This window comes from Sinomicrobium oceani (assembly GCF_900119185.1).
Classification (GTDB): Bacteria; Bacteroidota; Bacteroidia; order Flavobacteriales; family Flavobacteriaceae; genus Sinomicrobium; species Sinomicrobium oceani.
Genome location: NZ_FPJE01000010.1, coordinates 14,277 through 37,059 on the forward strand (window position 1 = coordinate 14,277; position 22,783 = coordinate 37,059).

Here is a 22,783-nt window from a genome sequence, read left to right on the forward strand (position 1 = left end):
CCGACAAAAAGAACGATAATGATGAAAAAAACAGGTATTTCTCTGATTATGGCCGCCATTTTCACACAAGTTTCCGCCCAGGAAAAGTTTCACAGTGACGCCCTGGAGACCGTGGCAACCTTTGGCAAAAGTATGGCCATAGGTCTCACTGTGACTTCCGATAACCGGATCTTCGTCGCTTTCCCTGATTACAACGGTGACGGCAAATACACCTTAACAGAACAGAAAGACGGTAAGGTCATCGCTTATCCGGATAAAAAATGGAATACGCGATCGGGAGGAAAAGATCATTTTTTGCGGGTACAGGACCTCTATGCCGATGCAGAAGATAACCTCTGGGTACTGGATTCCAAACCGGCTTCCCAAGGTTCCGTTTTCGGTGATAAAACTGAAGATACCGAGGGACACTTTAAGCTGGTAAAGATTAATACGGGGAAGGATCGTGTAGAAAGGGTCTATGCTTTCGAAGATCTCGATAAAAGTATTTCCGGACTGAACGATGTGAGGGTCGATATCCAAAAGAACATGGCCTATCTTTCCGACCCCGGGCAGGCCGCCATCGTCGTACTCGATCTGAATACCGGAAAAACGAGAAGTGTACTCCGGAAAACGGCGTTTACTACTGCCGATGCTATTGTTTTGAATTACCGGGGCAGGGAAATGAGAGATTCCGGTGGCAGGCCTTTTTCTTCTCATGTCAACGGAATAGCGTTAACCAAAGACTTCCGGTATTTTTATTTTAAACCCATAAACAAGAAGAACCTGTACCGGATAGAAACCCGCTATCTTGCCGATCCGGAACTTCCGGATACCGAATTGCGGCGTAACGTGGAAGATATGGGGGCGGTTGGAATAACTCACGGACTGGTGGCAGATAGCCGTGGAAATATTTTTCTCACCACATCAGAGTCCTATAGCATTACTTACCGGAGTCCTGATGGAAAGCTACATACTCTGGTTCGTGATTCACGTTTACTCTGGCCGGACTCCCTCGGGACAGGTACGGATGAGTACCTGTACTTTACCTGTGCCCAGTTGCAGCGCCTTCCGCAATGGAACGAAGGAGAAGACAGGACCGAATACCCTTATGCGATGTACCGGGTAAAGTTACCCTGAAAACAGCAGGGTTTAACCGGACAGAGTTTCTTAAATTTGTGTCAGAAATAAAGCTAAAGAAAATGATATGGAATTAGGTATCGGCATGTTTGGCGACCTGACGTATTACGGGGAAAAAGAACAGTTTCAGGCACCCGGTGAACGGCTAAAAGAAATGATAGAGCAGGTAAAACTGGCGGATGAACTCGGACTGGATTGTTTTGTGCTGGGAGAACATCACCGCCCGGATTATGCCGTTTCGTCGACAGAAGTTGTCTTGGCAGCCCTGGCACCGGTAACCCGTCACATTAAACTCGGTAGCGGTGTCACGGTGTTGAGTTCGGCAGACCCGGTAAAAGTGTACCAGGATTATGCGACCTTAGACCTTTTATCCGGTGCAAGGGCCGAGATCGTTGCCGGTCGTGGTAGTTTTATCGAATCTTTTCCGCTTTTCGGATACGACCTGAAGGATTACAACGAACTGTTTACGGAAAAACTCGAATTATTATTACAATTGAACAAAGAAGAAGTTGTTACCTGGGAGGGCAGATTCAGGGCACCGATACACAAGCAGACCATATATCCCCGGCCGGAACGTAAACTTCCTGTCTGGGTGGCCGCCGGAGGTACCCCGGAATCGGTTTTCCGGGCGGCAAAGCTGGGACTTCCCGTTATTTTTGCGATCATCGGAGGTATGCCGGAGCAGTTTCGTCCGTTGGTGGATTTTTACAGGGAGCAATATCTGGAACACGGGCATGACGAAAAAGACATGCAGGTAGCCATTCATTCGCATAGCTTTGTAAGTGAATCTTCGGAAGCCCTCATAGAAAACTATTTTCCCTGCTATGCCGCACAAATGGACAGGATAGGAAAATCCCGGGGCTGGTCGCCTTATACCAAAATGCAGTTTCGTGGTGGAATGGGGCCCAAAGGAGCATTGTTTATGGGAGAACCTGTAGAGGTGACGGATAAAATACTGCAGGCCATCGAAATGTTCGGGCTCACCCGCTTTGTAGCACATCTCGATGTAGGCGGTCCGGAACATAAAGACCTTATGAAAACCATAGAGTTATACGGAACAAAAGTAGTACCCGAGGTCCGCAAGGCACTGAAGGTTTAACAATGTATATCGGGGAGACAACCCCGGATATAAAAAAATGTGTACTAAAAAATAATCCCATTATGGAAACAGTAAAAGCTTATGGAGCATCCTCTGCCACTTCAGACCTGGAAATGATGCATATAGACCGGAGAGATCTTACCGGAAACGATGTACAGATCGATATCCTGTATTGCGGCGTTTGTCACAGCGATATTCATACGGCAAGAAGCGAATGGGGGCCTGCAAGCTACCCTGTAGTTCCCGGACATGAAATTGTCGGTAAAGTTATAGCCACAGGCCCGGGGGTAACCGCATTTAAAGAAGGTGACCTGGTAGGGGTGGGGTGTATGGTCGACTCCTGCCGCGAATGCAGCGCGTGCCGGGAAGGACTGGAGCAGTATTGCGAAAATGGTGCGGTGATGACTTACGGAGGTAAGGATAAACACCTCGGAGGACATACATTCGGAGGGTATTCACAGAACATTGTCGTGGATGAAGCCTTTGTGGTGCGTGTCCCGGAAAATCTCGATATCGCCAGGGTAGCCCCACTGCTGTGTGCGGGTATAACCACATGGTCCCCGTTACGGCACTGGAATGTAAAAAAAGGCGATAAAGTAGGAGTAATAGGCCTGGGCGGACTCGGACATATGGGCATAAAACTGGCTCATGCCCTTGGAGCTTATGTTGTGATGATTACCCGTTCTATGGACAAAGCCGAAGATGCCAAAGCCCTCGGAGCCGATGAGGTTCTGTTGTCTACCGACGAAAAAGCCATGCAGAAACATGCGAATTCTTTCGATTTCCTGATGAATACCATTCCCGTAGGGCACGATCTCAACCCCTATATTTCTTTGATGAAGAGAGATACGACCATGGCTATCGTGGGTGCTATAGAGCCTTTGAAGAGTGTGCACGGAGGTATGCTCGTGTCGAAGCGTAAAAATATTGCGGGGTCCATGATAGGAGGAATTGAGGAAACCCAGGAAATGCTCGATTTTTGCGGCGAACACAACATACTTCCCGACGTGGAGATGATCGATATACAAAATATCAATGAAGCCTGGGAGCGGGTAGTCAGGGCGGATGTCAAATATCGCTTTGTTATTGATATGAAATCGTTACAATAAGAATACCCCCTCATTGCTATAAATTTTGAAATGAGGGGGGCTTTTTCAGGTTATGCTTTGATTTCTGCCAATTTTTCCAGTACCCTGGCTACGGCTTCCGCACCCGGATCGGGGATTCCTTTCAGCGATTTTTCGGACAGGTAAGAAGAACGTCCGAAATCCGTATCCACGATTTCACGGGTTTTGTCGGCACCTTCTCTTGCTTTTTGTGCAGCGCGTTCAAGACTTCCGTTTTCCGATAATACATTAAAGGCCGGTTGCAACGCATCGATCATGGTTCGCTGCCCTTCTTCGGCACCTCCCAGAGCCTTCATGCGTTGTAAACCACGGAGAAGCGCTTTTCCGGGATGTAGTTCTTCCCGGTATGCATTTCCTGCACCGGTAAACATAATGGAGAGGAGTACGCCGCTCGATCCGCCGGTCTCACGGGCCAGTATTCGCCCCAGGGAAGTAAACAATGCTTCGGTATCCGCAAGAGGCAGACGGTCTTCCAGTTCCAGGATTTTCCGTGCCCCCGTCGCAAAAGTAGATCCGGCATCACCGTCTCCCACTTTTTCATCCAGCGCGTTCAGTTCCTTTTCCGAAGCGATGAGTTCTTCGGCAATAACACGGATTATCCTGGCGTTTTTTTCGTCTGTCGATGCCGTAAAAGGAATGATATCCGGGAGCTCGGGCCCCGGTATCGAAGTGATTTCCCCGAATTCTTCCATACACCACGATGCAGGCGATGCCTTGTGGAGTAAAGCCTCCGTAATGTCGTTATCAAGTTCGAGCAGTGAGAGTGAAAATCCGTTCATGTTTAACGAAGTCATCAGCGGAGCAGGCCCTACGATATATTTTACCTGCCGGGCCAATGCGGATCGTCGGAAAGCATAACGCAGTACATTCATCTCTACCGGGGTAACACTTCCGAGATTGTTCAGTAGTAGTGCGTATTTCTTTTTGTTATCGGGAAGATACATGGTCAGCCGGTCCACGGCTTTTTTCATAAGGGCATCGGCTTTGTCCATTGATATGGTTTCCACGCCCGGTTCGCCGTGGATACCAAGTCCGAGTTCAGCTTCGGAAGGCTTTAATCTCGATGCTTCCGGGGCCCGGAATTTCTGTCCTTCTTCCAGGGACAGTCCTATGGAATATGTTTGCCCGGCTACTTTCCGTGCCATGGCAGCAACCTTTTCCAGTGATGCTCCCGAGGCTGCAAGAGCCCCCGCGGTTTTATGCACAAAGAGTGTTCCGGCAAGTCCGCGTCGTTGGACATCTTTTCCCAGCGCTATATCGTCTCCTACGATCACTGTTTCTACTTTATATCCCATAGCCCGGGCCTGTTCGGCTGCCAGCCCGAAATTCAGGCGGTCCCCGGTATAATTTTTTATGATGAGTACACAACCGTTGTCCCCGGTAGTGGCCAGAATAGCCGAGAGAACAGCTTCCACCGAAGGAGAAGCGAAGATTTCCCCGCATACGGCGGCCGTAAGCATACCCTGTCCTACAAAACCCGCATGCGCAGGTTCGTGACCGGAGCCTCCTCCCGAAATGACCGATACCTGGGACTTGTCCGTTTTGGTGCGAAGTACCACTTTGATTTCAGGAAAGGTATCCAGCCGGGTGAGTTCGGGATTGGTAAGGAGCCCCTCGATCCCTTCGTTGACCACATGGTGGGGATCATTGATGAAAAATTTCATAAATGTGCAGTTTTACCTTAAAGATAAGAAAAAGCCGCGAGAAGCGATGCCGGTTTGTTACCACCGATGGTATTCTTCATACGGAATAACCTCCGGTTTTCCGATCTGGAAATCAGGCAACATAAAGTCGTCATTGCTGATCGAGTTAGTTTTGATAACGTTGAATCCCTGCCCCGGTATGGACGGATAATAGGCCAGGGAAAACCTGAAGTTGTTGAACACCAGGTAGTCGTTATTGATAAGTAAACCGATCCCTACCTTGGAATATACGGAACTGCTGAAAATCGAATGGTTTTCGTCGCCGACAAATCCTATGCTGGTATTAAAGAACGGGTTGAGACGGAATCCTGCAACATTCCAGGGCGAATAGGCCTGGAGCTGATAGGTAAAGGTGAATTTTCCGGTACCGAAGAGCGTTTCGCTGTCAAAACCGGAAATTCCGTTTTCTTCGTTAATATTCACCCGGTCCGATATAATCCCCATCCGCCTGTCGCCGATAACGAGTATCGGCTGGGCAAAATGTCTGATATACCAGCTCCCCAGGGCCTTTATATTACTGAAGTACAGCCCGTCCAGGCGGAAAGCGCTCTGAAGCCTTCTGTTCCGATAATAAAAAGAACCTATTTCGGCATTAATATTAAAATATCCCCATTTGTAATAATTCCCGAAAGCATATTTTCCCCCGAGATAAACCTGATTTTCCCGGTTTTTATTCCGCATACCGAAGGTCATGCTGTATGTCCGGCCGATCGGAACATCTTCTACAATGTCGTAGTTGAAAAGAAATTTGTCCTGCACAAACTTTCGGGAAGAGATCCCTATACTGGCCAGTATGAGCTGTTCGTCGGAAAAGAAACCGACGGAGTCGTAGGCCATTGACGGAACTTCCTTGTAATTGCGATTGAGGTACCGGAGTGCCGTGACCAGGCTTGTGGTACGCTCTTCTTCGGTATTTCCCTTTAAGATCCGGAACGCATAGCCGCCCCATACATCCTGGGCTACGGATTTCATATTCTGCATGGCATAAACTCCGGTAGCATCGGGCAGGGAATCGCGGAGCAGGTTTTCTTCGACATATATTCCTCCGGCCCAGCGGGTGTAAGGTGAGAAGAAATTCCGGTTGAGTCCGAAACTTTTCCGGGTATTTTTCCCCCTCCAGATTTCATAATTCAACTGGCCCTGGACATAGGTGTTCATAATATTCGGTACAGTGTACCGACCGAGATATGAGGTTTCCCCGGTGTTGAGTTTTTTCTCGAATTCGTTCCGGAATTCGTGTCCCAGACCAAAAAAATTGCGTTCTGTCAATTCAAAAGAAGTCCGGGAGGAAGAAGCAGATCCGCTCGGGGCCAGACTCCAGGCATCCAGTACCCGGATCTGTATATCTACGGAGTCCGGACTGTTGGGAATATCCACGGGGACAATGATAACCCGTCTTACGAAGCGTTGTCTCCGTATCAAACGTTCGGACTCTTCGATGATAAGGGAATCGAGTTGTTCGTTTTTCTTAAATAACAACAAGTTGCGTATGGTTATCTCTTTGGTTTTGAGGTGGATGCTGTTTCCTGCACGTTCAATCCACTTTTCCGGTACATGAGTGGTGTCGGCGATGGAATATCCGAAAGGATCGAGAGTGGTAATATCGATATTCCTGATGGTTTTCCCGGTTTTCCCCATATAGGTTACACGCATTTCCGGCGCATCCCCGAGAATTTTTTCCCGGTCTCTGGATTTTTTCTTCTGGTTTACAGGACGAAATATCAGGCGGTGCAGAAAACCGGTGAATTTTCTTTTCCTGGAATAATCTTCGATATTCTGGTAGAGCTGTTTTCCTTTTTTTTCCGTAGAATCCTGCTGCTTTTCCACAGGAGACACCTGTGCGGTCAATGGCATGGTCATCGCGAGAAAAACGAATAACAGTACAGCATTTATAATCTTCCCCCTCATGCCACGAAAGTTTTTCGCCCGAAAGGTAATAATTAAAAAAATAATGGCGTACTGTTTTATGAGTCCGGTTTGGATATGGCCCTAAAAAAGAGAACAAGAGGCCTGTAGGGCCTCTTGTGGCTGTGGTAGCGAAGCGCCTGGAAAGAAATTAAATACCTTTGAATGCAAAAGGCCGGGCTACGGCAAAGCTCGCGGATGTTTCTCCGCTGTATGTTTTGAAATTGTCGAGACGAAGTACCCGGGTGGGGTTTCCTTTCGAAAAGTCGAATTTTTTAAGGTCTACCCAGAAAGTGTCCGGGGTCAGTACGGTCTCGAAATAATACACCTTATGCTTCTGGTCGGCTACGGAGCGCCATCGCGTACTGGATATATTGGGTTCCTGTTCTGAAGAAATACCAAAGGGTACCGAACAATTTCTTATGACACTGAATACACTGGCTACGGCGACACGGGTATTGTCGGTTTTCGGAATAGCATCGATGTAGTAGGAAGCCCTGACAAACCTGTCGGCAGCCCTGTTTGTTCCGGGAAGCATGGTAGTACCGGGGATCTGTTTCCAGTAACCGTCGATGGAAAGTTGCTGCTCAAAAACAGGTGAATTGGTCATAACGGTGTACGAAGGGTCGTGGTGAATAACCAGTTTGCCTGCGATATATTCGAAGATAGCGTTATCTCCTCCGGCATCGGAAAGGGAGAGGTGGAGTGTTGTAAATTTTTTGCTCCCGGGAATATAGTCGGAAACAATAACAAATTCTTCCCTGGCGAGTGCTTCCACAGCCTCGTTGACCGTAGCAAAATTGTCCAGTACGTACTGTGCCCAGGCGGATATGGTAAGTCCTTTCTGACCGCTTTTGGGATCAAAATCCGGGTATTCCGATTCCACCAGCCAGAGTAAGTTGGCCACCAGTCCCTTTTCATTCATACCATCTACGGTAGCCATATCCCACGCGCTTGTGATCACGCTTCCGTATTTCGAGGTCCACCCGATAGAAGCAGGGCCGACTTCGCCCTGTCGTTCCATTCCCCTGGGAAACATCCAGAGATTGGCATCGATCTCATCTCTCCAATCCATCGATCTTGCTGTAATCACCGTATTGTCGGAGCCCTTGTAGACGACACGTGTACAAGCGCTGAGGTGTTGATAATAACTGAAAGACAGCATCAGTAGAATACATAGGAAGATGATCCGTTTCGCTTTCATGAGAAATGTTTTTTAGCAATAGTTAAATTAAAGTCCGTAGCCGATGATCTATAGCTCAGCAATCTTTTTCAGATCCCGGAGACAAGATAAAGATAGCCAAAACAATGGTGGGGGGCATAGCACAGCTTTGATATTACCCTCACTAAAATACACATTTTAAAACGATTTGTACCTCGGATATTCCAAAAAGAAAAAAGTATTGCTTCACCGCTTTCGTGTTTCGGTAGGTGTCCTTCAGATGAAAGGACATAAAAAAAGGCTTTGACATCAGGGCGAAAGCGGCTGCTTTGTGAAGAGATTAGTACAGGAGGCGTCTGACCATTAAAGCTTCAAAACAATGGTTCTCCAGGGCAGTTCGGAGCAAGAGAAGAATACCTGTAAAGGATTACCGGGCTTCCGAGTGAGCCCGGTAACAAAACGATCAAAGGTTTTCCCTGATAAGTCTTTCCAGTTCATGGGCGGGAAATACTCCCGATTGCCGCCATCGGATCTGTCCGTTTTTAAAAATAATCAGCGTAGGCACACTACGCACCTGGTATGTTGCAGCTACCTGCGGATTTTTGTCGATATCGATCTTGATAATAGTTGCCGTGTCTCCTATGCGATCCTTAAGCTCCTTAAGTGCAGGGGCCTGCATTTTACACGGGCCGCACCACTCGGCAAAAAAATCGACTAGTACCGGCTTGTCCTGGTTTATGATCTCATTAAACTTCATAATATTCAAAATATATTCGTACTACTTAAAGTTACTGAATTTTTCATGCTTTTTTAGCATGGGTACAAAGTTCTGCAAATTCATGAAATTTTACAGTGACTTCGGTTACATGAAAAACTCCTGTCTTTAAATCTTTCGTTATAATCGAGGAAAAACTTACATTTTAAAACATAAAAGGAGCGTCTAACAATAACTTTAAAGTTTTTTAATGTTCCTGCAAACACCGGAAGATATAAACGGGCATACATTTGAAATTGAATTTTAAATGTCGTGGTGTATGTCTTTACTGTCAGGTTTTAAAAAAGGAGATAAGAAGGCATTAGAACATATCTACCTGAGGTATTATAAAAGGGTATATCTTCTAAGCTTACACTTTACCGGAAGTCCTCCGGAAGCAGAGGATCTGGTTCATGACATTTTTCTACGGTTGTACAGGGGCAGGGATAAACTCTCGGACGAAGTGCCCCTGGAAGCACAGCTGGTAAGGATCGCCAAATTCCATATTCTGGACACGCTGAAGAAGAAAAAAAACATATATGTTACCGGTTTTGTATCCGAACTTCAGACCTTTTCCGATGATGAAGATTCGGAAAACGGGATAATATACCGTAAAAAACTGCTCAGAGCCATGGAAGCACTACCTGCCAAATGTAAAGAGATCTTTACCCTTTATAGATTGGAAGGGCTCACCAGGGGAGAAATTGCCGCGTATAAGAATATTTCGGTAAAAACTGTGGAGAACCAGATATCCAAGGCGATCAGGATTATCAGAAAAGAGGTGGAATCCATGTAAAACCAATATTTTTTGAGGTTAAAGAAACCGTTAAGAAAAGGTAAATCGGTAGGGGAAAGGGCTTTAGAAATCGAATATCAAGTGTATTCATTTTTAAAATATGAAAGAAAAAACGACACCCTCCGGTAACTATGAGGAAAGCGAATTTCACCGACAGGCCGAATGGGTCTGGCAATCGTCCGGAAATACGGAACCGGAGGATGAAATACTCCGGGACAGGATATGGACACGTATACGAAAATCAATCCGGAAAGAACGATATGCTTTTTACCGTTTAGCAGCTGCAGCAGTACTTGTTGTACTTATTTCCGTTGGTCTTGGATGGTATTTGATGCCCGGTTCGGAGGAAATACGCATCGCCAATGAAAATAATACCCCCAGACATATAACCCTTGAAGACGGCTCGAAAGTGATACTGAACCGTCATTCGTCCCTGACTTATCACACCTCCCGAAAAAGAAAGGTAAGACTTAGCGGGGAGGCCTTTTTTGATATTTCAAGGGACACCCTTCATCCTTTTGAAATAGAAACGGAGGTTCTTCGGGTGACGGTTCTCGGAACCCGGTTTAATGTCTATTCTTATCACGAAAACCCGGATAGCAGGGTGTCCCTGTATTCGGGTAAGGTATCGGTAGGAGTGAAGAACGGTCCCGAAGAAAAGATATACCCGGGAGAAGAGTACCAGTATAACTTTGAAAATAACCAGGGTGTTGTCAGGAAGTTCCGCCGGGAAAATGCGGTTTCCTGGACCTCTTCTCTCATCCGGTGCAATGATACTCCTTTGGAGGACCTCTTCATAAAAATAGAAAACTATTACGGAATAACATTAGTTTACGATCCGGAGGAAGTGAAAACCTGTCATATTACAGGGACCTTCAAAATGGAGGATGACATTTCCGGGTTTTTCAGGATCATAGGCTTTTCGCACAATATACATATAGAGAAAATAACAACAGGTAAATACCGGGTCATATCCGATTCCTGTAAATAAAAAAAGAGGAAAATCCGGCCCGATTTCCCTCTTCGGAAATTTATTAACAAGTAATAAATAAAAAACCAAACATAGCAAATCTTATGAGAAATTTCAAGTAAAGAAGTATGAAAAACGATGATCGTAAACCAGGTCATCCTGACCATCATGTGTAACTACCGCTTACGGCCCTTGCGATAGTTGCTTTAAAACCAAAAATAACAAGTAATACAATGAAATTGAAACAATTTTTCTGCATGAAAATATGTTGTATCCTCATATTTTCCACCCCTCTTTTTGCTGTTAACAGCCATCTTACGGATACGTTGTACGGAACCCGGAAACTGGGTGTTATTCTCGAAGTGATAAAAGCGAATTACCGGGACATTAACTTTGTTTACGATCCGGAAAAATTCCGGGATGTCACCGTAACCGGCTTTCGGTTTGAAAAAGACCTGAATGTACGCCAGAACCTCGATAACCTGGAGGAGGTTGCCCCTGTATCTTACCTGATAGAAGGCTCTACGATAGCATTGCGACGAATACATACCGTGTCCGAAGATTTTCAGCAGGGCCTGATAAAGGGAAAAGTACTCGATGAAAACGATGTTCCGGTTTTCGGTGCCAGTGTATTCATACCGGGTACGGACAAGGGGTCTGTGACCGATATAGACGGTAATTATGAGCTTCATACGGATGTTTTTCCCGTAGAGATACAGGTATCTTACCTGGGATACAAAATTCAAAAAATCCGGGTATCCGAAGACCGGGAAAATATGGTTATCCGACTGGAGCCTGCTTTCGAGAGCCTTAATGAAGTAGTGGTAACCGGTCAGGGAGCCGATGTGCGTAAAAAAAGGTTGTCTACCAGGGTAACCACGATCAATGCGGAAGAACTGGAGAAAATTCCTTCGCAGCGAATAGATCAGCAATTGTCGGCGAAGTTGCCTAATGCCCAGATCAATCTTACGGGAGGGCAGGCAGGAGCCACTTCGATTATCCGTGCAAGAGGAGTCAACTCTGCGTTTGTAAATTCAACACCCATAATTTACCTCGATGGGGTGCGGCTGGACAATCTCAATACCCGTTCCGCTTTGGGCGGAAGTTCACAAGGATCTTCCATGAGTGCTCTAGCTGATATTCCTATGGATAATATAGAAAAAATCGAGTATATAAACGGAGGGGCAGCCACAACACTATACGGTTCTGACGCGGCCAACGGGGTGATACAGATATTTACTAAAAAAGGAGGACGGCCCGGTACGAACCTTACTCTGCAAGCCGAATCGGGGTTTGAAACGCCAACTACGGATTTTCTGTATTTCAACCGGACTAAAGACCTGTTGTTTCGTACGGGAGCCTATCAGAAATACAGGTTGAATGTCAACGGAGAAAGCGAAAGCGGGTTCGGATATAACTTTTCCGGAAGTTTTTTAAACAGTTCAGGAGTCCAGATACACGATCAGAATGAGAACCAGAAGGCAGATTTCAGTACCGGTTTTCGTGCCAGACTTGCGGATAACATAGATTATGAGAGTTCGTTTATTTATGTGTATAACAGGTATAAAAGAAACCGTAACGGTAACCAGGGAGGTTATACGGGGCTTTGGTTTGCCGAAGACGGAGCATCTTCCATTACGGGGCCGGGCTTTAATAACAGGCTCGATGAACTCTCCGGAGAGGAGTTTGCCGCGATAAGAGAATTCGTGGATAATGCCGAAAAACTCCAGGACAATCACATCGTGGTAAACCGTTTTACTACGTCGCAGATATTTAAATACCGTCCCGTAGATAATCTGCTGTTAAAGTTTACCGGGGGGATCGATTTCCGGATGCAGGATCAAAATACCGTGCAGACCAATGCCTATCTTTCGGCAACCCGGGGACAGGAGATCACAGACCAGGGCAGTATACAAAATGTACAGCGCAATTATCTCGGGGTTACCCTGGAACTTACCGCCCAGCATACCTATGAAATCGGCGACTTTTCTCTGATATCTACTGTCGGGGGGCAGTTTTTCCGGACCAGAGACAGGCAGATACTCTACAGCGGAAGTAATATCCGGGATGGCGCACAGACGATAAGTGACGCTGCTATAAAGGACAGTGATGAATATTTGAATGAAGTTTTGAATTACGGGGTCTACCTGCAGGAAAACATAGGATATGCAGATAAACTGTTTCTGGATCTGGGGATCCGGGGAGACCGTAACCCGGCTTTCGGGGACAATATAGGCACGCAATTCTATCCGAAGGCAGGACTTTCTTATATGATATCCTCTGAGCCCTGGTTTAAACCGGGGGTGTTGAATTCCCTGCGATTCAGAACCAGTTATGGTATTGCCGGAAACCTGCCTCCTGCGTATGCTAATGAAAAAACAATTTCTTTTGATGGTTTTAAGGGAGCGCAGGCCGCCTTTTTCGGGCAGCCCGGAAACGATAATCTGAAACCCGAAAAAACCACTACAATAGAAGCGGGTATCGATATTGGCTTCTGGAATAACCGTATCAATGTGTCTGCCGGTTATTACCGGGCACTGACCAGGGATGCCCTGTTCTACGTTCCGCCTGCTCCTTCCGGAGGATACAGGGTAAGCCAGTTGTACAACATCGGCGAGATCGAGAATTATGGTCTGGAAATCAGTACTGTCATAGTACCGGTACAGACCCAAGACATAACGCTGAGCATTAATGCCTCCCTGAATACGCTTCATAACGAAGTTGTAGACGCAGGAGGGGCTCCGGCATTCAATATCAACGGATTTAGTTCGAGAACCTTGCAGACCGTAGTACAGGAAGGGTATCCCGTTGGGTTTATCCGTGGTAATTACGGTGTTTTTGACGATAACGGTGTCCTGGAACAAACAACGCCACAATCGTATCTCGGATCTACCATACCTGAAGTTTTTGGTAACCTGGGACTCAATTTTTCATATAAAAACCTCAGCCTGTTCAGTAATGCCTCCTACCAGACCGGAGCTTATGCCGCAAACTGGGATGCTCAGTTCCGTTATTATTACGGCGCCTCCGAACAGTTTGTCCCTGAAGGAGAAATAGAAGTCAACGGAAGGAGGAATTGGTTGAATATCACCAATCGTTTTGTAGAAAAGACAGACTTTCTGAAAATACGCACTATCGGAATGAGCTATTACCTTACTCCGCGTGAAAAAGCATTCTACAAGTCGCTGACTTTCGGAATTACAGCGCTTAATCCCTTGAACTTTGCGTCTTCGACATTTGATCCCGAAGCTACGATCAGCGGGGCTGCCCAGGGACAGGGCGGGGCAAGTACGGGAGGAATTTCGTATGCCACGTATTCCGCACCAAGACAATTTCTGGCATCTGTAAAAATTAATTTTTAATAAAGCACCATGAGAAAGAAAAGTATATACTTAGTATTTATTATCATTTGTGCATTCTCCTGTGTGGAGAATCCTAATGTGACGGAAGATGTATACCTGGAAAACCCTCATTCGGTAAGCAGCTGGGTAGTAGGACTGAAACGTCAGCTTGCCGTGACTACGAATACCGTGAATGTGAATGTAGCTATCACTTCCGATAATTACTTCAATAATTACTCACAATACAGCAAAGTATTTGATATCCCCCAGATCGATTATTTCGATGTGGATGTCAATAGTCTTCAGGCCGATGTTCAGGCGTTGCGTGAAATGGCGGTATACGGCCTGGATAAGGTGATTACCGCAGATGCTTCGGCAACGGCAGAAGATGAGGCTTTTATGCATTTTTGCCTCGGGTATGCCAATATTCTCGGCGGAGAGTTGTTTACGGGCCTGCCCGAAGCCAATCTGGGAAAAATGCTGACGTCCGGAGAGATCCTTACCCTGGCGGTGGGCAACCTGGATGCTGCCATAAGCCTGGAGACCGACCCGAAAAACATACAGGTTTATCACCTGCTCAAAGCGCGGGCATACCGCAGTCTTGGAGATGTGACCCATGCCGTACGCGAAGCAGAGATATCGCTGTCGGACCCATCGTTACTTTATCAGATCGAATTTGACGGACAAAACGGAGTGCGTAATGAAATGCAGAATGCCGTTTTTGATGCCCTTCCCAACCGTCTGGCTCCGTTACCCCGGCTGGATTTTCTCGATCCGAAATATTATGCGGTCGGACCTCCGACAACAGATCAGAAACCCGTAGCTCTGGCTAAAGCAGAAGAGGCATATCTCATACTGGCCGAGGCATATTTGTCCGAACAAAACACGGGTAAAGCCAGGGAGGTATTGCAAAAACTGCTCATACTTGTGGGGGAACGCCCTGTAGTCCGGGTAGATGATAGCGGTGAAACGAGAAATGGCGGGAACCGTACCGATTATCCGCTTACGGCAGTGCCTGTTCGTTTTGACAGTACAGGCCCTTTCAGGGAGGGACTTATCCTGGACCGGCAGGCCGGGAATATAGCAGTACATACGGTTTCCGGTACCAGTGTTACCCTTTCGGATATAGCACATGCCGGTGGAGTAGATGAGCTGTTATATCAGGTATACCTGCTTCGGCAGGAAATATTCATAGGAGAGGGGAGAAGGCTTACCGACCTGGGTATCAAATATCCCGTATCACAGACAGAGCAGGACAATAATCCTAATGTTCCCGATGCATATATTATAGCCCAGCTTCCCGCCTTTATTCCGGGAAACGGAGGAATGGATAATTTCAGTACGGAACCTGACGGCAGTATTGCCATAGAAACAGATATGAACAGGATAATCGTACAAAACAAAACAGCATCGGAAGTAGTACCGTTCTTTTAACATACAGATCATGAAATATTATATTTTTACTATCGTTTACGTATTGTTCTTTAGTTTCACCGCGCTTAAAGCACAGGAAGTAGAACACGTTATCTTGATAAGTGTGGACGGGTTTCGTCCTGAGTTTTATAAGGAAGAGGGCTGGCCTGCTGCCCATATGAAAATATTAGCCGAGAAAGGAGTGTATGCCGATGAAGTCCGTACGATTTTCCCTTCGGTAACCTATCCGTCACATACCACATTGTCTACGGGAGTTTTTCCGGCAGATCACGGGATTTTTTACAATACGGAAGTCATGGACAACGGTAAACCCGGGAAATGGTTTTATGATTTCAGCCAGGTGAAAGCCAGGACACTGTGGCAGGCCGCTAAAGAAAAAGGATGGTCGACAGCTTCGGTTTCGTGGCCTGTTACGGTAAACAATCCCTATATCGATTACAATATTCCGGAAATATGGTCTTTTGAAAACCCTGCAGACCGCAGGGGAGCTACGGCAGAATATGCTACTCCGGAAGGGCTGTTTGAAGAGGTCGTGTCTGAAGCTACCGGAAAACTCGACCGGGACGAATATAATTTGTCTTCGCTGCGCATGGACGGGAATCTCGGAAGGATCGCTGCTTACCTCGTAGAAAAGTATAGGCCCAATCTCCTGACTGTACATCTTCCCAATACCGATGGCGCTCAACATAAAAGCGGGAGAGAAGGAGAAGAAGTAAAAAGGGCGGTTGCAGGTGCGGACCATGCCATAGGAGAGATATACGACGCGGTGAAACGTGCAGGTATCCTGGACAAAACGGCAATTATCATTACAGGCGATCACGGATTCGTAACCACGCATACCTCGATCTCACCAAACCTCTGGCTCAAACAAAACGGTCTGTACGACAAAGCTTTTTTCTTTTCTACAGGTGGTTCTGCTTTTTTACACCTCAGAGATAAAGGAGATAAAAATACCGTAACCAGGGTTAAGGATATGCTCCTCGGGTTACCGATGAGTCAGCGAAGCATGTTTCGTGTGATAACCGGGGAAATGCTGACAAAGATGGAAACGGTTCCCGGTGTCTCATTGGCCATATCAGCCAATGATGGTTTTTGTTTCGACAATGAATCGGAAGGTTCGCTACTCCGGGAAAAGACAGGCGGAAAACATGGTTACTATCCCGATTTTCATAATATATATACCGGTTTTATAGGGTTCGGAGCAGGTTTTTCAAGTCAAAAAAGGATCACTTATATGCAAATGGAGGATATCCCTGCGATGATAGCGTTTTTATTGAAAATGGAGTTGCCGGATGCTAAAGGGGTCGTCTATCCCGGAATTATGAAAAACGACAAAAAATAACCCATCATCTCGTAGTACTGATTTCTTTTTACAATGGTCTTGAGCGGAGCCGGGGACGATATAGTTTCCGGCTTTGTTTTATGGCGCCGTACGCTTCGGGGATCATGTGGGTTTTCCGTTTTAATCCTCCGGTACAATTTTTATACTGACCTTTTCCGCAGTATGGAAATCTTTACCTTCAAATAATATCCAGTCGGCTTTGATGTGTAGCCCGGCTGTTTTGTCCTTGAGTTTTACAAACATCCGGTCCAGGTATATTTTCCGGTTTTTTACGGTGGTATAGACCTTTGGCTTTCCATGACGGTCCAGGGTCAGGTAAAACTCAAGTTTCTTGGAAGCTGCGAGATGCAGGGCAAAAAAATCGGGACTTACATAATCCGTTACCATACCATACGCCATTTTTCGCTGTGCGATATTCAGGGGTTTTTTAACGCCGCCTTCGGTATAGACGATCCGATAGGCATCTACGGGATCTTCGCGGTCTATAGACCTGCCTTTCATCCGGGCATCATATACGTAGGTGTTGTGATTATTACTATGCTGTATATAAAACAGGCGTGTGGGAGTTTTTTCCGGTATGGGATAATCGTCCTGTAAAGGAATATCCCTGCTAAGGGGCCGGTAAACAATAGTATAGCGGTCCGGGTGAGATTGCCCGAAGTCGTTATCGGGTTGATACTGCGCACTCACATGGAGGGAACAACAACAGAGTACCAGCCAGATATGCGGATGTATGTTTGCCGTGATCATAATTTTGTTCTTGATTCCGAAGATATATTTTTTTGTTCTTTTGAAGGGTAGAACCTGTATGAAATTTATAAAAAGATCCGAAAAACGAGTCGTAAAAAGGTTCTGTCCGGTAAACAGAGACTTTGGAAAAACAACCGGATAATGCAGAGAAGAAGAATAAAAAAACAGGCCCCGGAAAGTGTATCCTCCGGGGCCTGCTTTATCTGTATGGTTTTTACGCCGGTTAGTATGCTGTTGAGGGATCAGAGTTTCAATTCCGGCCATCCTTCTCTGTAATCGAGTTTCACATATTGGTTGGCAGGTTCGAAATTGGTTACTCTTCTGTTTTTACCATCCCATTGCAGGGTAATGCCTCTTCCCGGGTATTTTATTTTCCCTTCCACTTCTTCCCTGTAGTTAAAGCTTCGGATGGCCAGGTTACCCATAAGGATACTCTGAGTGAGCGGAACGGCATAACCTACGAAAGGCGAATCTACTTCCTGTTGCCCGTGACCGGCGATACAGGCATCGATCCATTGTTTGTAGTGGCCGTTGGCCTGTCCCGGGATACGCTTGTATTTTTGCGGAACATTAATGCCTTCGTTACGGCTTGTAGGCAATAAGCGGGCATCGTCTCCGTAAACCCCACACATCATTTTTCCTTTGGTCCCTTCGAAAATAACCCCGTTACCGAGGTCGTTGCGTCCTCCCATGATTTCATTGGGGCCCAGTTCTTCGGGGCGTTCGGGCTGAATACCTCCGTCCATCCAGTTCAGTTTGATCTCTTCACCTTTTTTTCCTTCGTATTTGAAGTGAACGGAAGAAGAGAGCGGTGCGCTGTCCGGGAAATAACCTGCCTTGAAGTTGTCTACATAAGGCGTACTTACGCTACAGTTTACTTCGGTTGGAAATCCGAGATCGAGGACTTTGAATACCGGGCCGACGATATGACATGCCATGTCTCCGAGTGCACCGGTACCGTAATCCCACCAGCCACGCCAGTTGAACGGTACAACCATATCCTGGTAATCACGGTAAGGAGCGGTTCCCAACCACAGGTCCCAGTCCAGTCCTGCCGGAACCGGAGGATTTCCTTCGGGCCATTTAATACCCTGAGGCCATACCGGTCTGTTTGTCCAGCAATTTACCGTATGTACTTCCCCGATGAGTCCGGCTTCGTACCATTCTTTCATGGTGCGGATACCATCGTTAGAAGATCCCTGATCTCCCATCTGGGTAACTACTTTGTATTTTTTTGCAGCTTCTCCCATCATGTAAGCCTCATGAATGTCGTGGGTAAGCGGCTTCTGGACGTACACGTGTTTTCCCATTTTCATAGCGTGGAAAGCTATGATAGCGTGTGTATGATCCGGAGTTCCTACCGAAACGGCATCAAAGTGTTTACTTTCCTTATCATAAAGCTCTCTCCAGTCCTTATAATATTTGGCTTTCGGAAACAGCTCCCTGTTTTGTTTGGCCTGGCGATCATCCACATCACAGAGAAATGCTATTTCTGCATTTCCTGCTTCGGCAAACTTGCGGATATCATCCCCGCCTTTACCCCCGGCACCGACACCGGCAATAAGTAATTTGTCACTCGGAGCAACAAAGCCCGGGCCTCCCAGTACATGCCGGGGAACGATGTAGAACCCGGCAGCGGCGACAGAAGCACTTTTTATAAAATTTCTCCTGGAATTTGAAGGGTTGGATTGGCCTTTGCCATTCTTTTCTTCCATAATAAAAACAGTTTTTGTTATTTGGGTTAAAACTTTATTTGCTGATCATAATGTGAGTCTGCCTGGCCGGATATGTAAACCCGGTTGTCGGCAATATACTGCGGGCTTTCCCCGAAGCCCAAATGTCATTGGTGTCTCTTCATTAACCCCCGGCCTTCCTCTGATCCGTCTGTTTATTCTGTATACGGAGGCCTGGCAGGGACATCTCTTTAAAACCTGTAATCAATGTTGCGGTATTTCCTCAACATGGTCCGGTACGATGAGAATACGTATTTAAATTCCGGCTTAAATTACAAATAGTTTTAAATTTATCACTGTTTTTTATAAAATTTAATATTTTGAAATACCGTAATTTTTCAAATTAATGTTGTGGAGCACAATCCGAAAAATTTGGTGAGAGAATATACGGAATTGCATGTTTCCGATCGTGTCAGGATATGTGCAAATCGTCTCGTTTTTCCGGGGAAATATCAATTTGAATCGTTTCAGGGAAAATATGATATGCAGTGGGGAGATACCATAAGCCTCCTCCCTGTATTTTAGGCATGTCATAAAAATCGTGGAAAAGGAGGTATTACCGGGACTGTTCGGGGAGATCTTCACACATTTATCAATATGAATTATTTAACTCTAAAACCTTTTTTATCATGCAAAACAAAAGAAGTATGCGCTACATACTATTTTTGGTCCTGTGTTTAGCGGGACACTTGTCTTATGCCCAATGGAAGCCTGCCGGAAACAAGATCAAAACCAAATGGGCGGAAAGCATCGACCCCGATCGCGTCCTCCATGAATATCCACGTCCTATTATGAAACGCGATAGCTGGAAAAACCTAAATGGTCTCTGGGATTACAGCATTACTTCCCGCGAAAGTGGTAAACCCGAAGGGAGCCAGGGAAAAATACTGGTTCCTTTTGCTGTAGAATCCAGTCTTTCCGGAGTGATGAAAGAAGTCGGCCCGGAGCAGGTTCTTTGGTATCACCGTACTTTCAGTGTTCCGGCGGAATGGAAGGGAAAACGTGTTAAGCTTCATTTTGGTGCCGTAGACTGGCAGGCGGATATCTGGCTTAACGACATTAAAATAACTTCCCATACCGGTGGATTCGAACCTTTTTCTGTAGATATTACCCCGTTTCTCAGTGAGTCAGGCGATCAGAAACTGACAGTGCGGGTCTGGGACCCGTCGGATCAGGGAAACCAGCCGCGCGGAAAACAGGTGAAGAAACCCGAAGGTATCTGGTATACACCGGTTACCGGGATCTGGCAGACCGTCTGGCTCGAACCCGTATCGGAAAAACACGTGAATAACCTGAGAATAGTACCGGATATCGACAGAAATACCGTGAAGTTTACGGCTGATGTGGCAGGAGCCGAGTACGGTGATATTATAGAAGTCACTGTTTTTGACGGACAGAAAGAAGTAACCACCGTAAAGGCAGTTGCCGATGCCGGGTTTGAAATAACTCTCGATCAGCCTAAATTATGGTCGCCGGAATCCCCCTTTCTTTACAGAACGACAATAAAACTTCTCGATCAGGGAAAGGAGGTTGCCGATAGTTTCAAAAGCTATTTTGCCATGCGGAAGATCGCTGTGAAAAGGGATGAGAACGGCGTGGTAAGAATGCAGCTGAACAATAAGAATTATTTTCACTTTGGTCCCCTCGATCAGGGATGGTGGCCTGACGGATTGTACACAGCTCCATCGGACGAAGCGTTGAAGTACGATATTGTGAAGACCAAGGAAATGGGATACAACATGATCCGTAAGCATGTCAAAGTAGAACCTGCACGATGGTACACCCATTGCGATGAGATCGGGATGCTGGTCTGGCAGGATATGCCCAATGGCGATATACAGAAAGAATGGCAGATGCGCACGTATTTCGAAGGAAATGAGTATCGCCGTTCGGCGAGCTCCGAAGCCATTTACCGCAAAGAGTGGAAGGGGATCATGGATTACCTCTATTCCTACCCGAGCATAGTGGTATGGGTGCCTTTTAATGAAGCCTGGGGACAATTCAAAACCGAAGAGATCACCGAATGGACCAAGGAATACGATCCGAGTCGCCTGGTGAATTCCGCCAGTGGAGGAAATCACTTCCGTACCGGTGATATTCTCGATCTGCATAGCTATCCGCAACCCGATCTCTTCCTGTACGATGCCAACAGGGTAACCGTGCTGGGCGAATACGGCGGTATAGGACTGCCTATGAAAGGTCATTTATGGAAACCCGACAACAACTGGGGATACGTACAATTTAAAAACAGTAAGGAAGTTACGGACGAATATGTGAAATTCGCGGAAAAACTGAAAAAACTCGTGCCCTCCGGGTTCTCAGGAGCTGTATATACCCAGACGACCGATGTCGAAGGAGAGGTAAACGGATTGATGACCTATGACCGAAAGGAAGATAAGGTAGATGTAAAACGGGTGCGCCAGATCAACCAGGAAGTCATCAACAGCCTGTAAATAGATCTGCAATATTACGGCCGGAAATGTTTCACCGGTAATAAAGTGGAAAAGAATGGGAAAATCCCTTTCTTTTCCGCTTTTTTTATGGATGATTAAAAGTGTCTCCCTAAACCTGAAAATTCATATAATGTCTATTTCCTAATATTTGAATGTAATATTTAAGGATAATTCAAAAAAAATATTTCTTAGTTCTTGTATTATTAAAAATAATGTGTACATTTGGTCAACCAAATTGGTCAACCAGATTGGTTGACCACATTACTTAGTCGAATATGCTGGATTTAAAAAGAGAGAATTTAACAGACACGCAGGAAGCGTTTATGACCGATGAGGAGCTTATTATCAACAAGGTAAAAGACCTGATCACTTCGCGGCAGCTCGAACCGGGAGACCGGTTACCTTCGGAGCGTAAGCTGTCGGAAAAATTTAACGTTAGCCGCAGCCAGGTACGGTCGGCCATACAGAAGCTGGAGTTTTACGGTTTGCTGAAAACATTACCGAAAAGTGGTACCGTAGTTTCCAACCTCGGGGTCACGGCGCTGAACGGGATGATGCGCGATATACTGAAATTGCAGCGACCCGATTTTAAATCGCTGGTAGAAACGCGGATCATGCTTGAAAAAAATGCGGTCTGGCTGGCAGCGCAACGCAGGAGCGACGAAGATCTCCGGCACATGGAGGAAGCTTTGAAAGCTTTTGAGAACAAGTTGCTCACCGGGGAGAGTGCCGTAGAAGAAGATATGATGTTCCACCTGAAACTGGTGGAAGCCAGTAATAACAGTGTGATGCACTCCTTGGTGCTCATTATTGTTCCGGAGATTATTACCTACTTTATGAGCAATAAAATATGTAGCCATGTAGAAGCCCGGAAATTGATCAGGGAACACCAGGAGATCTTCGATGCCATACAGGCCCAGGATGCTGAAGGAGCCGAAAAAGCGATCGATCTCCATTTTGCGGACCTGAAAAATTATTGTTACAGTTAACCCCGAAAAGAACAGTGAGTATGAAGTAAAAAATAAAAAAGGATGAGCTGCCTACTCATCCTTTTTAAAAAAAACTTCTTGTGTCAGAAGAATAATAATAGTGCTGATA

16 protein-coding genes are annotated in these 22,783 nt (G+C 46.1%); 10 read left to right on the forward strand and 6 right to left on the reverse strand.

Annotated elements, in window-relative coordinates; all coding sequences use genetic code 11:
• Window positions 1–18: 18 nt before the first annotated feature.
• The 3 genes from BT112_RS10170 to BT112_RS10180 all read left to right on the forward strand — a co-directional run bounded on the left by BT112_RS10170 (window position 19) and on the right by BT112_RS10180 (window position 3,324).
• Window positions 19–1,116, forward strand: a complete 1,098-nt coding sequence (locus tag BT112_RS10170) for an L-dopachrome tautomerase-related protein (RefSeq protein ID WP_217652364.1) — start codon at window positions 19–21, stop codon at window positions 1,114–1,116.
• Window positions 1,117–1,183: 67 nt separating this feature from the next.
• Window positions 1,184–2,215 (forward strand): LLM class flavin-dependent oxidoreductase, encoded by a 1,032-nt coding sequence (locus BT112_RS10175; protein ID WP_072317272.1) that lies wholly within the window; start codon window positions 1,184–1,186, stop codon window positions 2,213–2,215.
• A gap of 62 nt (window positions 2,216–2,277) precedes the next feature.
• On the forward strand, window positions 2,278–3,324 hold the full coding sequence (locus tag BT112_RS10180; RefSeq protein ID WP_072317375.1) for an NAD(P)-dependent alcohol dehydrogenase: 1,047 nt from the start codon (window positions 2,278–2,280) through the stop codon (window positions 3,322–3,324).
• 50 nt (window positions 3,325–3,374) lie between these two features.
• Here BT112_RS10180 and BT112_RS10185 read toward each other — a convergent pair whose 3' ends face one another.
• From BT112_RS10185 to trxA, 4 genes are all read right to left on the reverse strand, one after another.
• Window positions 3,375–5,006 (reverse strand): dihydroxyacetone kinase subunit DhaK, encoded by a 1,632-nt coding sequence (locus BT112_RS10185; protein WP_072317273.1) that lies wholly within the window; start codon window positions 5,004–5,006, stop codon window positions 3,375–3,377.
• Between the two features lie 57 nt (window positions 5,007–5,063).
• A complete protein-coding gene (locus BT112_RS10190) occupies window positions 5,064–6,953 on the reverse strand; it encodes a BamA/TamA family outer membrane protein (protein ID WP_072317274.1) in 1,890 nt (629 codons plus the stop codon).
• Between the two features lie 148 nt (window positions 6,954–7,101).
• The gene (locus BT112_RS10195) at window positions 7,102–8,154 is read right to left on the reverse strand and encodes a linear amide C-N hydrolase (protein ID WP_072317275.1); all 1,053 of its coding nucleotides are present in this window, start codon (window positions 8,152–8,154) and stop codon (window positions 7,102–7,104) included.
• A 421-nt stretch (window positions 8,155–8,575) separates the two neighbouring features.
• Window positions 8,576–8,869 (reverse strand): thioredoxin, encoded by a 294-nt coding sequence (gene trxA / locus BT112_RS10200; RefSeq protein ID WP_072317376.1) that lies wholly within the window; start codon window positions 8,867–8,869, stop codon window positions 8,576–8,578.
• A gap of 277 nt (window positions 8,870–9,146) precedes the next feature.
• Between trxA and BT112_RS10205 the strand changes: the two genes are divergently transcribed.
• The 5 genes from BT112_RS10205 (at window position 9,147) to BT112_RS10225 (ending at window position 16,749) form a co-directional block, all read left to right on the forward strand.
• Window positions 9,147–9,662, forward strand: a complete 516-nt coding sequence (locus BT112_RS10205; RefSeq protein WP_072317276.1) for an RNA polymerase sigma factor — start codon at window positions 9,147–9,149, stop codon at window positions 9,660–9,662.
• 100 nt (window positions 9,663–9,762) lie between these two features.
• Window positions 9,763–10,653, forward strand: a complete 891-nt coding sequence (locus tag BT112_RS10210; protein ID WP_072317277.1) for a FecR family protein — start codon at window positions 9,763–9,765, stop codon at window positions 10,651–10,653.
• A 236-nt stretch (window positions 10,654–10,889) separates the two neighbouring features.
• Complete coding sequence (locus BT112_RS10215; RefSeq protein WP_245777020.1) at window positions 10,890–13,994, forward strand: TonB-dependent receptor domain-containing protein; 3,105 nt, start codon at window positions 10,890–10,892, stop codon at window positions 13,992–13,994.
• A gap of 9 nt (window positions 13,995–14,003) precedes the next feature.
• The gene (locus tag BT112_RS10220; protein ID WP_072317279.1) at window positions 14,004–15,407 is read left to right on the forward strand and encodes a hypothetical protein; all 1,404 of its coding nucleotides are present in this window, start codon (window positions 14,004–14,006) and stop codon (window positions 15,405–15,407) included.
• A gap of 10 nt (window positions 15,408–15,417) precedes the next feature.
• Window positions 15,418–16,749 (forward strand): alkaline phosphatase family protein, encoded by a 1,332-nt coding sequence (locus BT112_RS10225; RefSeq protein ID WP_072317280.1) that lies wholly within the window; start codon window positions 15,418–15,420, stop codon window positions 16,747–16,749.
• Between the two features lie 120 nt (window positions 16,750–16,869).
• On the opposite strand, the gene BT112_RS21495 is transcribed toward BT112_RS10225, so the two are convergent.
• Window positions 16,870–17,499 carry a DUF4833 domain-containing protein gene (locus BT112_RS21495; protein WP_139276115.1) on the reverse strand — a complete coding sequence of 210 codons (630 nt, stop codon included), beginning with the start codon at window positions 17,497–17,499 and terminating at the stop codon, window positions 16,870–16,872.
• Window positions 17,500–17,741: 242 nt separating this feature from the next.
• Window positions 17,742–19,214, reverse strand: coding sequence for a Gfo/Idh/MocA family protein (locus tag BT112_RS10235; protein WP_072317281.1), 1,473 nt, complete (start codon window positions 19,212–19,214; stop codon window positions 17,742–17,744).
• 665 nt (window positions 19,215–19,879) lie between these two features.
• Here BT112_RS10235 and BT112_RS10240 point away from each other — a divergent pair.
• Both BT112_RS10240 and BT112_RS10245 read left to right on the forward strand, forming a co-directional pair.
• Entirely contained in the window at window positions 19,880–21,685 is a 1,806-nt protein-coding gene (locus tag BT112_RS10240) for a glycoside hydrolase family 2 protein (protein ID WP_072317378.1), read from the forward strand.
• A gap of 275 nt (window positions 21,686–21,960) precedes the next feature.
• On the forward strand, window positions 21,961–22,674 hold the full coding sequence (locus BT112_RS10245) for a FadR/GntR family transcriptional regulator (RefSeq protein ID WP_072317282.1): 714 nt from the start codon (window positions 21,961–21,963) through the stop codon (window positions 22,672–22,674).
• Window positions 22,675–22,783 lie beyond the last annotated feature (109 nt).

Coding starts and splice junctions, on each gene's coding strand:
- BT112_RS10185 (WP_072317273.1), bottom strand. CDS start 5,006: ATGAAATTTTTCATCAATGATCCCCACCATGTGGTCAACGAAGGGATC.
- BT112_RS21495 (WP_139276115.1), bottom strand. CDS start 17,499: ATGATCACGGCAAACATACATCCGCATATCTGGCTGGTACTCTGTTGT.
- BT112_RS10215 (WP_245777020.1), top strand. CDS start 10,890: ATGAAAATATGTTGTATCCTCATATTTTCCACCCCTCTTTTTGCTGTT.
- BT112_RS10190 (WP_072317274.1), bottom strand. CDS start 6,953: ATGAGGGGGAAGATTATAAATGCTGTACTGTTATTCGTTTTTCTCGCG.
- BT112_RS10240 (WP_072317378.1), top strand. CDS start 19,880: ATGCGCTACATACTATTTTTGGTCCTGTGTTTAGCGGGACACTTGTCT.
- BT112_RS10195 (WP_072317275.1), bottom strand. CDS start 8,154: ATGAAAGCGAAACGGATCATCTTCCTATGTATTCTACTGATGCTGTCT.
- BT112_RS10205 (WP_072317276.1), top strand. CDS start 9,147: ATGTCTTTACTGTCAGGTTTTAAAAAAGGAGATAAGAAGGCATTAGAA.
- BT112_RS10235 (WP_072317281.1), bottom strand. CDS start 19,214: ATGGAAGAAAAGAATGGCAAAGGCCAATCCAACCCTTCAAATTCCAGG.
- trxA (WP_072317376.1), bottom strand. CDS start 8,869: ATGAAGTTTAATGAGATCATAAACCAGGACAAGCCGGTACTAGTCGAT.
- BT112_RS10170 (WP_217652364.1), top strand. CDS start 19: ATGATGAAAAAAACAGGTATTTCTCTGATTATGGCCGCCATTTTCACA.
- BT112_RS10225 (WP_072317280.1), top strand. CDS start 15,418: ATGAAATATTATATTTTTACTATCGTTTACGTATTGTTCTTTAGTTTC.
- BT112_RS10220 (WP_072317279.1), top strand. CDS start 14,004: ATGAGAAAGAAAAGTATATACTTAGTATTTATTATCATTTGTGCATTC.
- BT112_RS10245 (WP_072317282.1), top strand. CDS start 21,961: ATGCTGGATTTAAAAAGAGAGAATTTAACAGACACGCAGGAAGCGTTT.
- BT112_RS10175 (WP_072317272.1), top strand. CDS start 1,184: ATGGAATTAGGTATCGGCATGTTTGGCGACCTGACGTATTACGGGGAA.
- BT112_RS10210 (WP_072317277.1), top strand. CDS start 9,763: ATGAAAGAAAAAACGACACCCTCCGGTAACTATGAGGAAAGCGAATTT.
- BT112_RS10180 (WP_072317375.1), top strand. CDS start 2,278: ATGGAAACAGTAAAAGCTTATGGAGCATCCTCTGCCACTTCAGACCTG.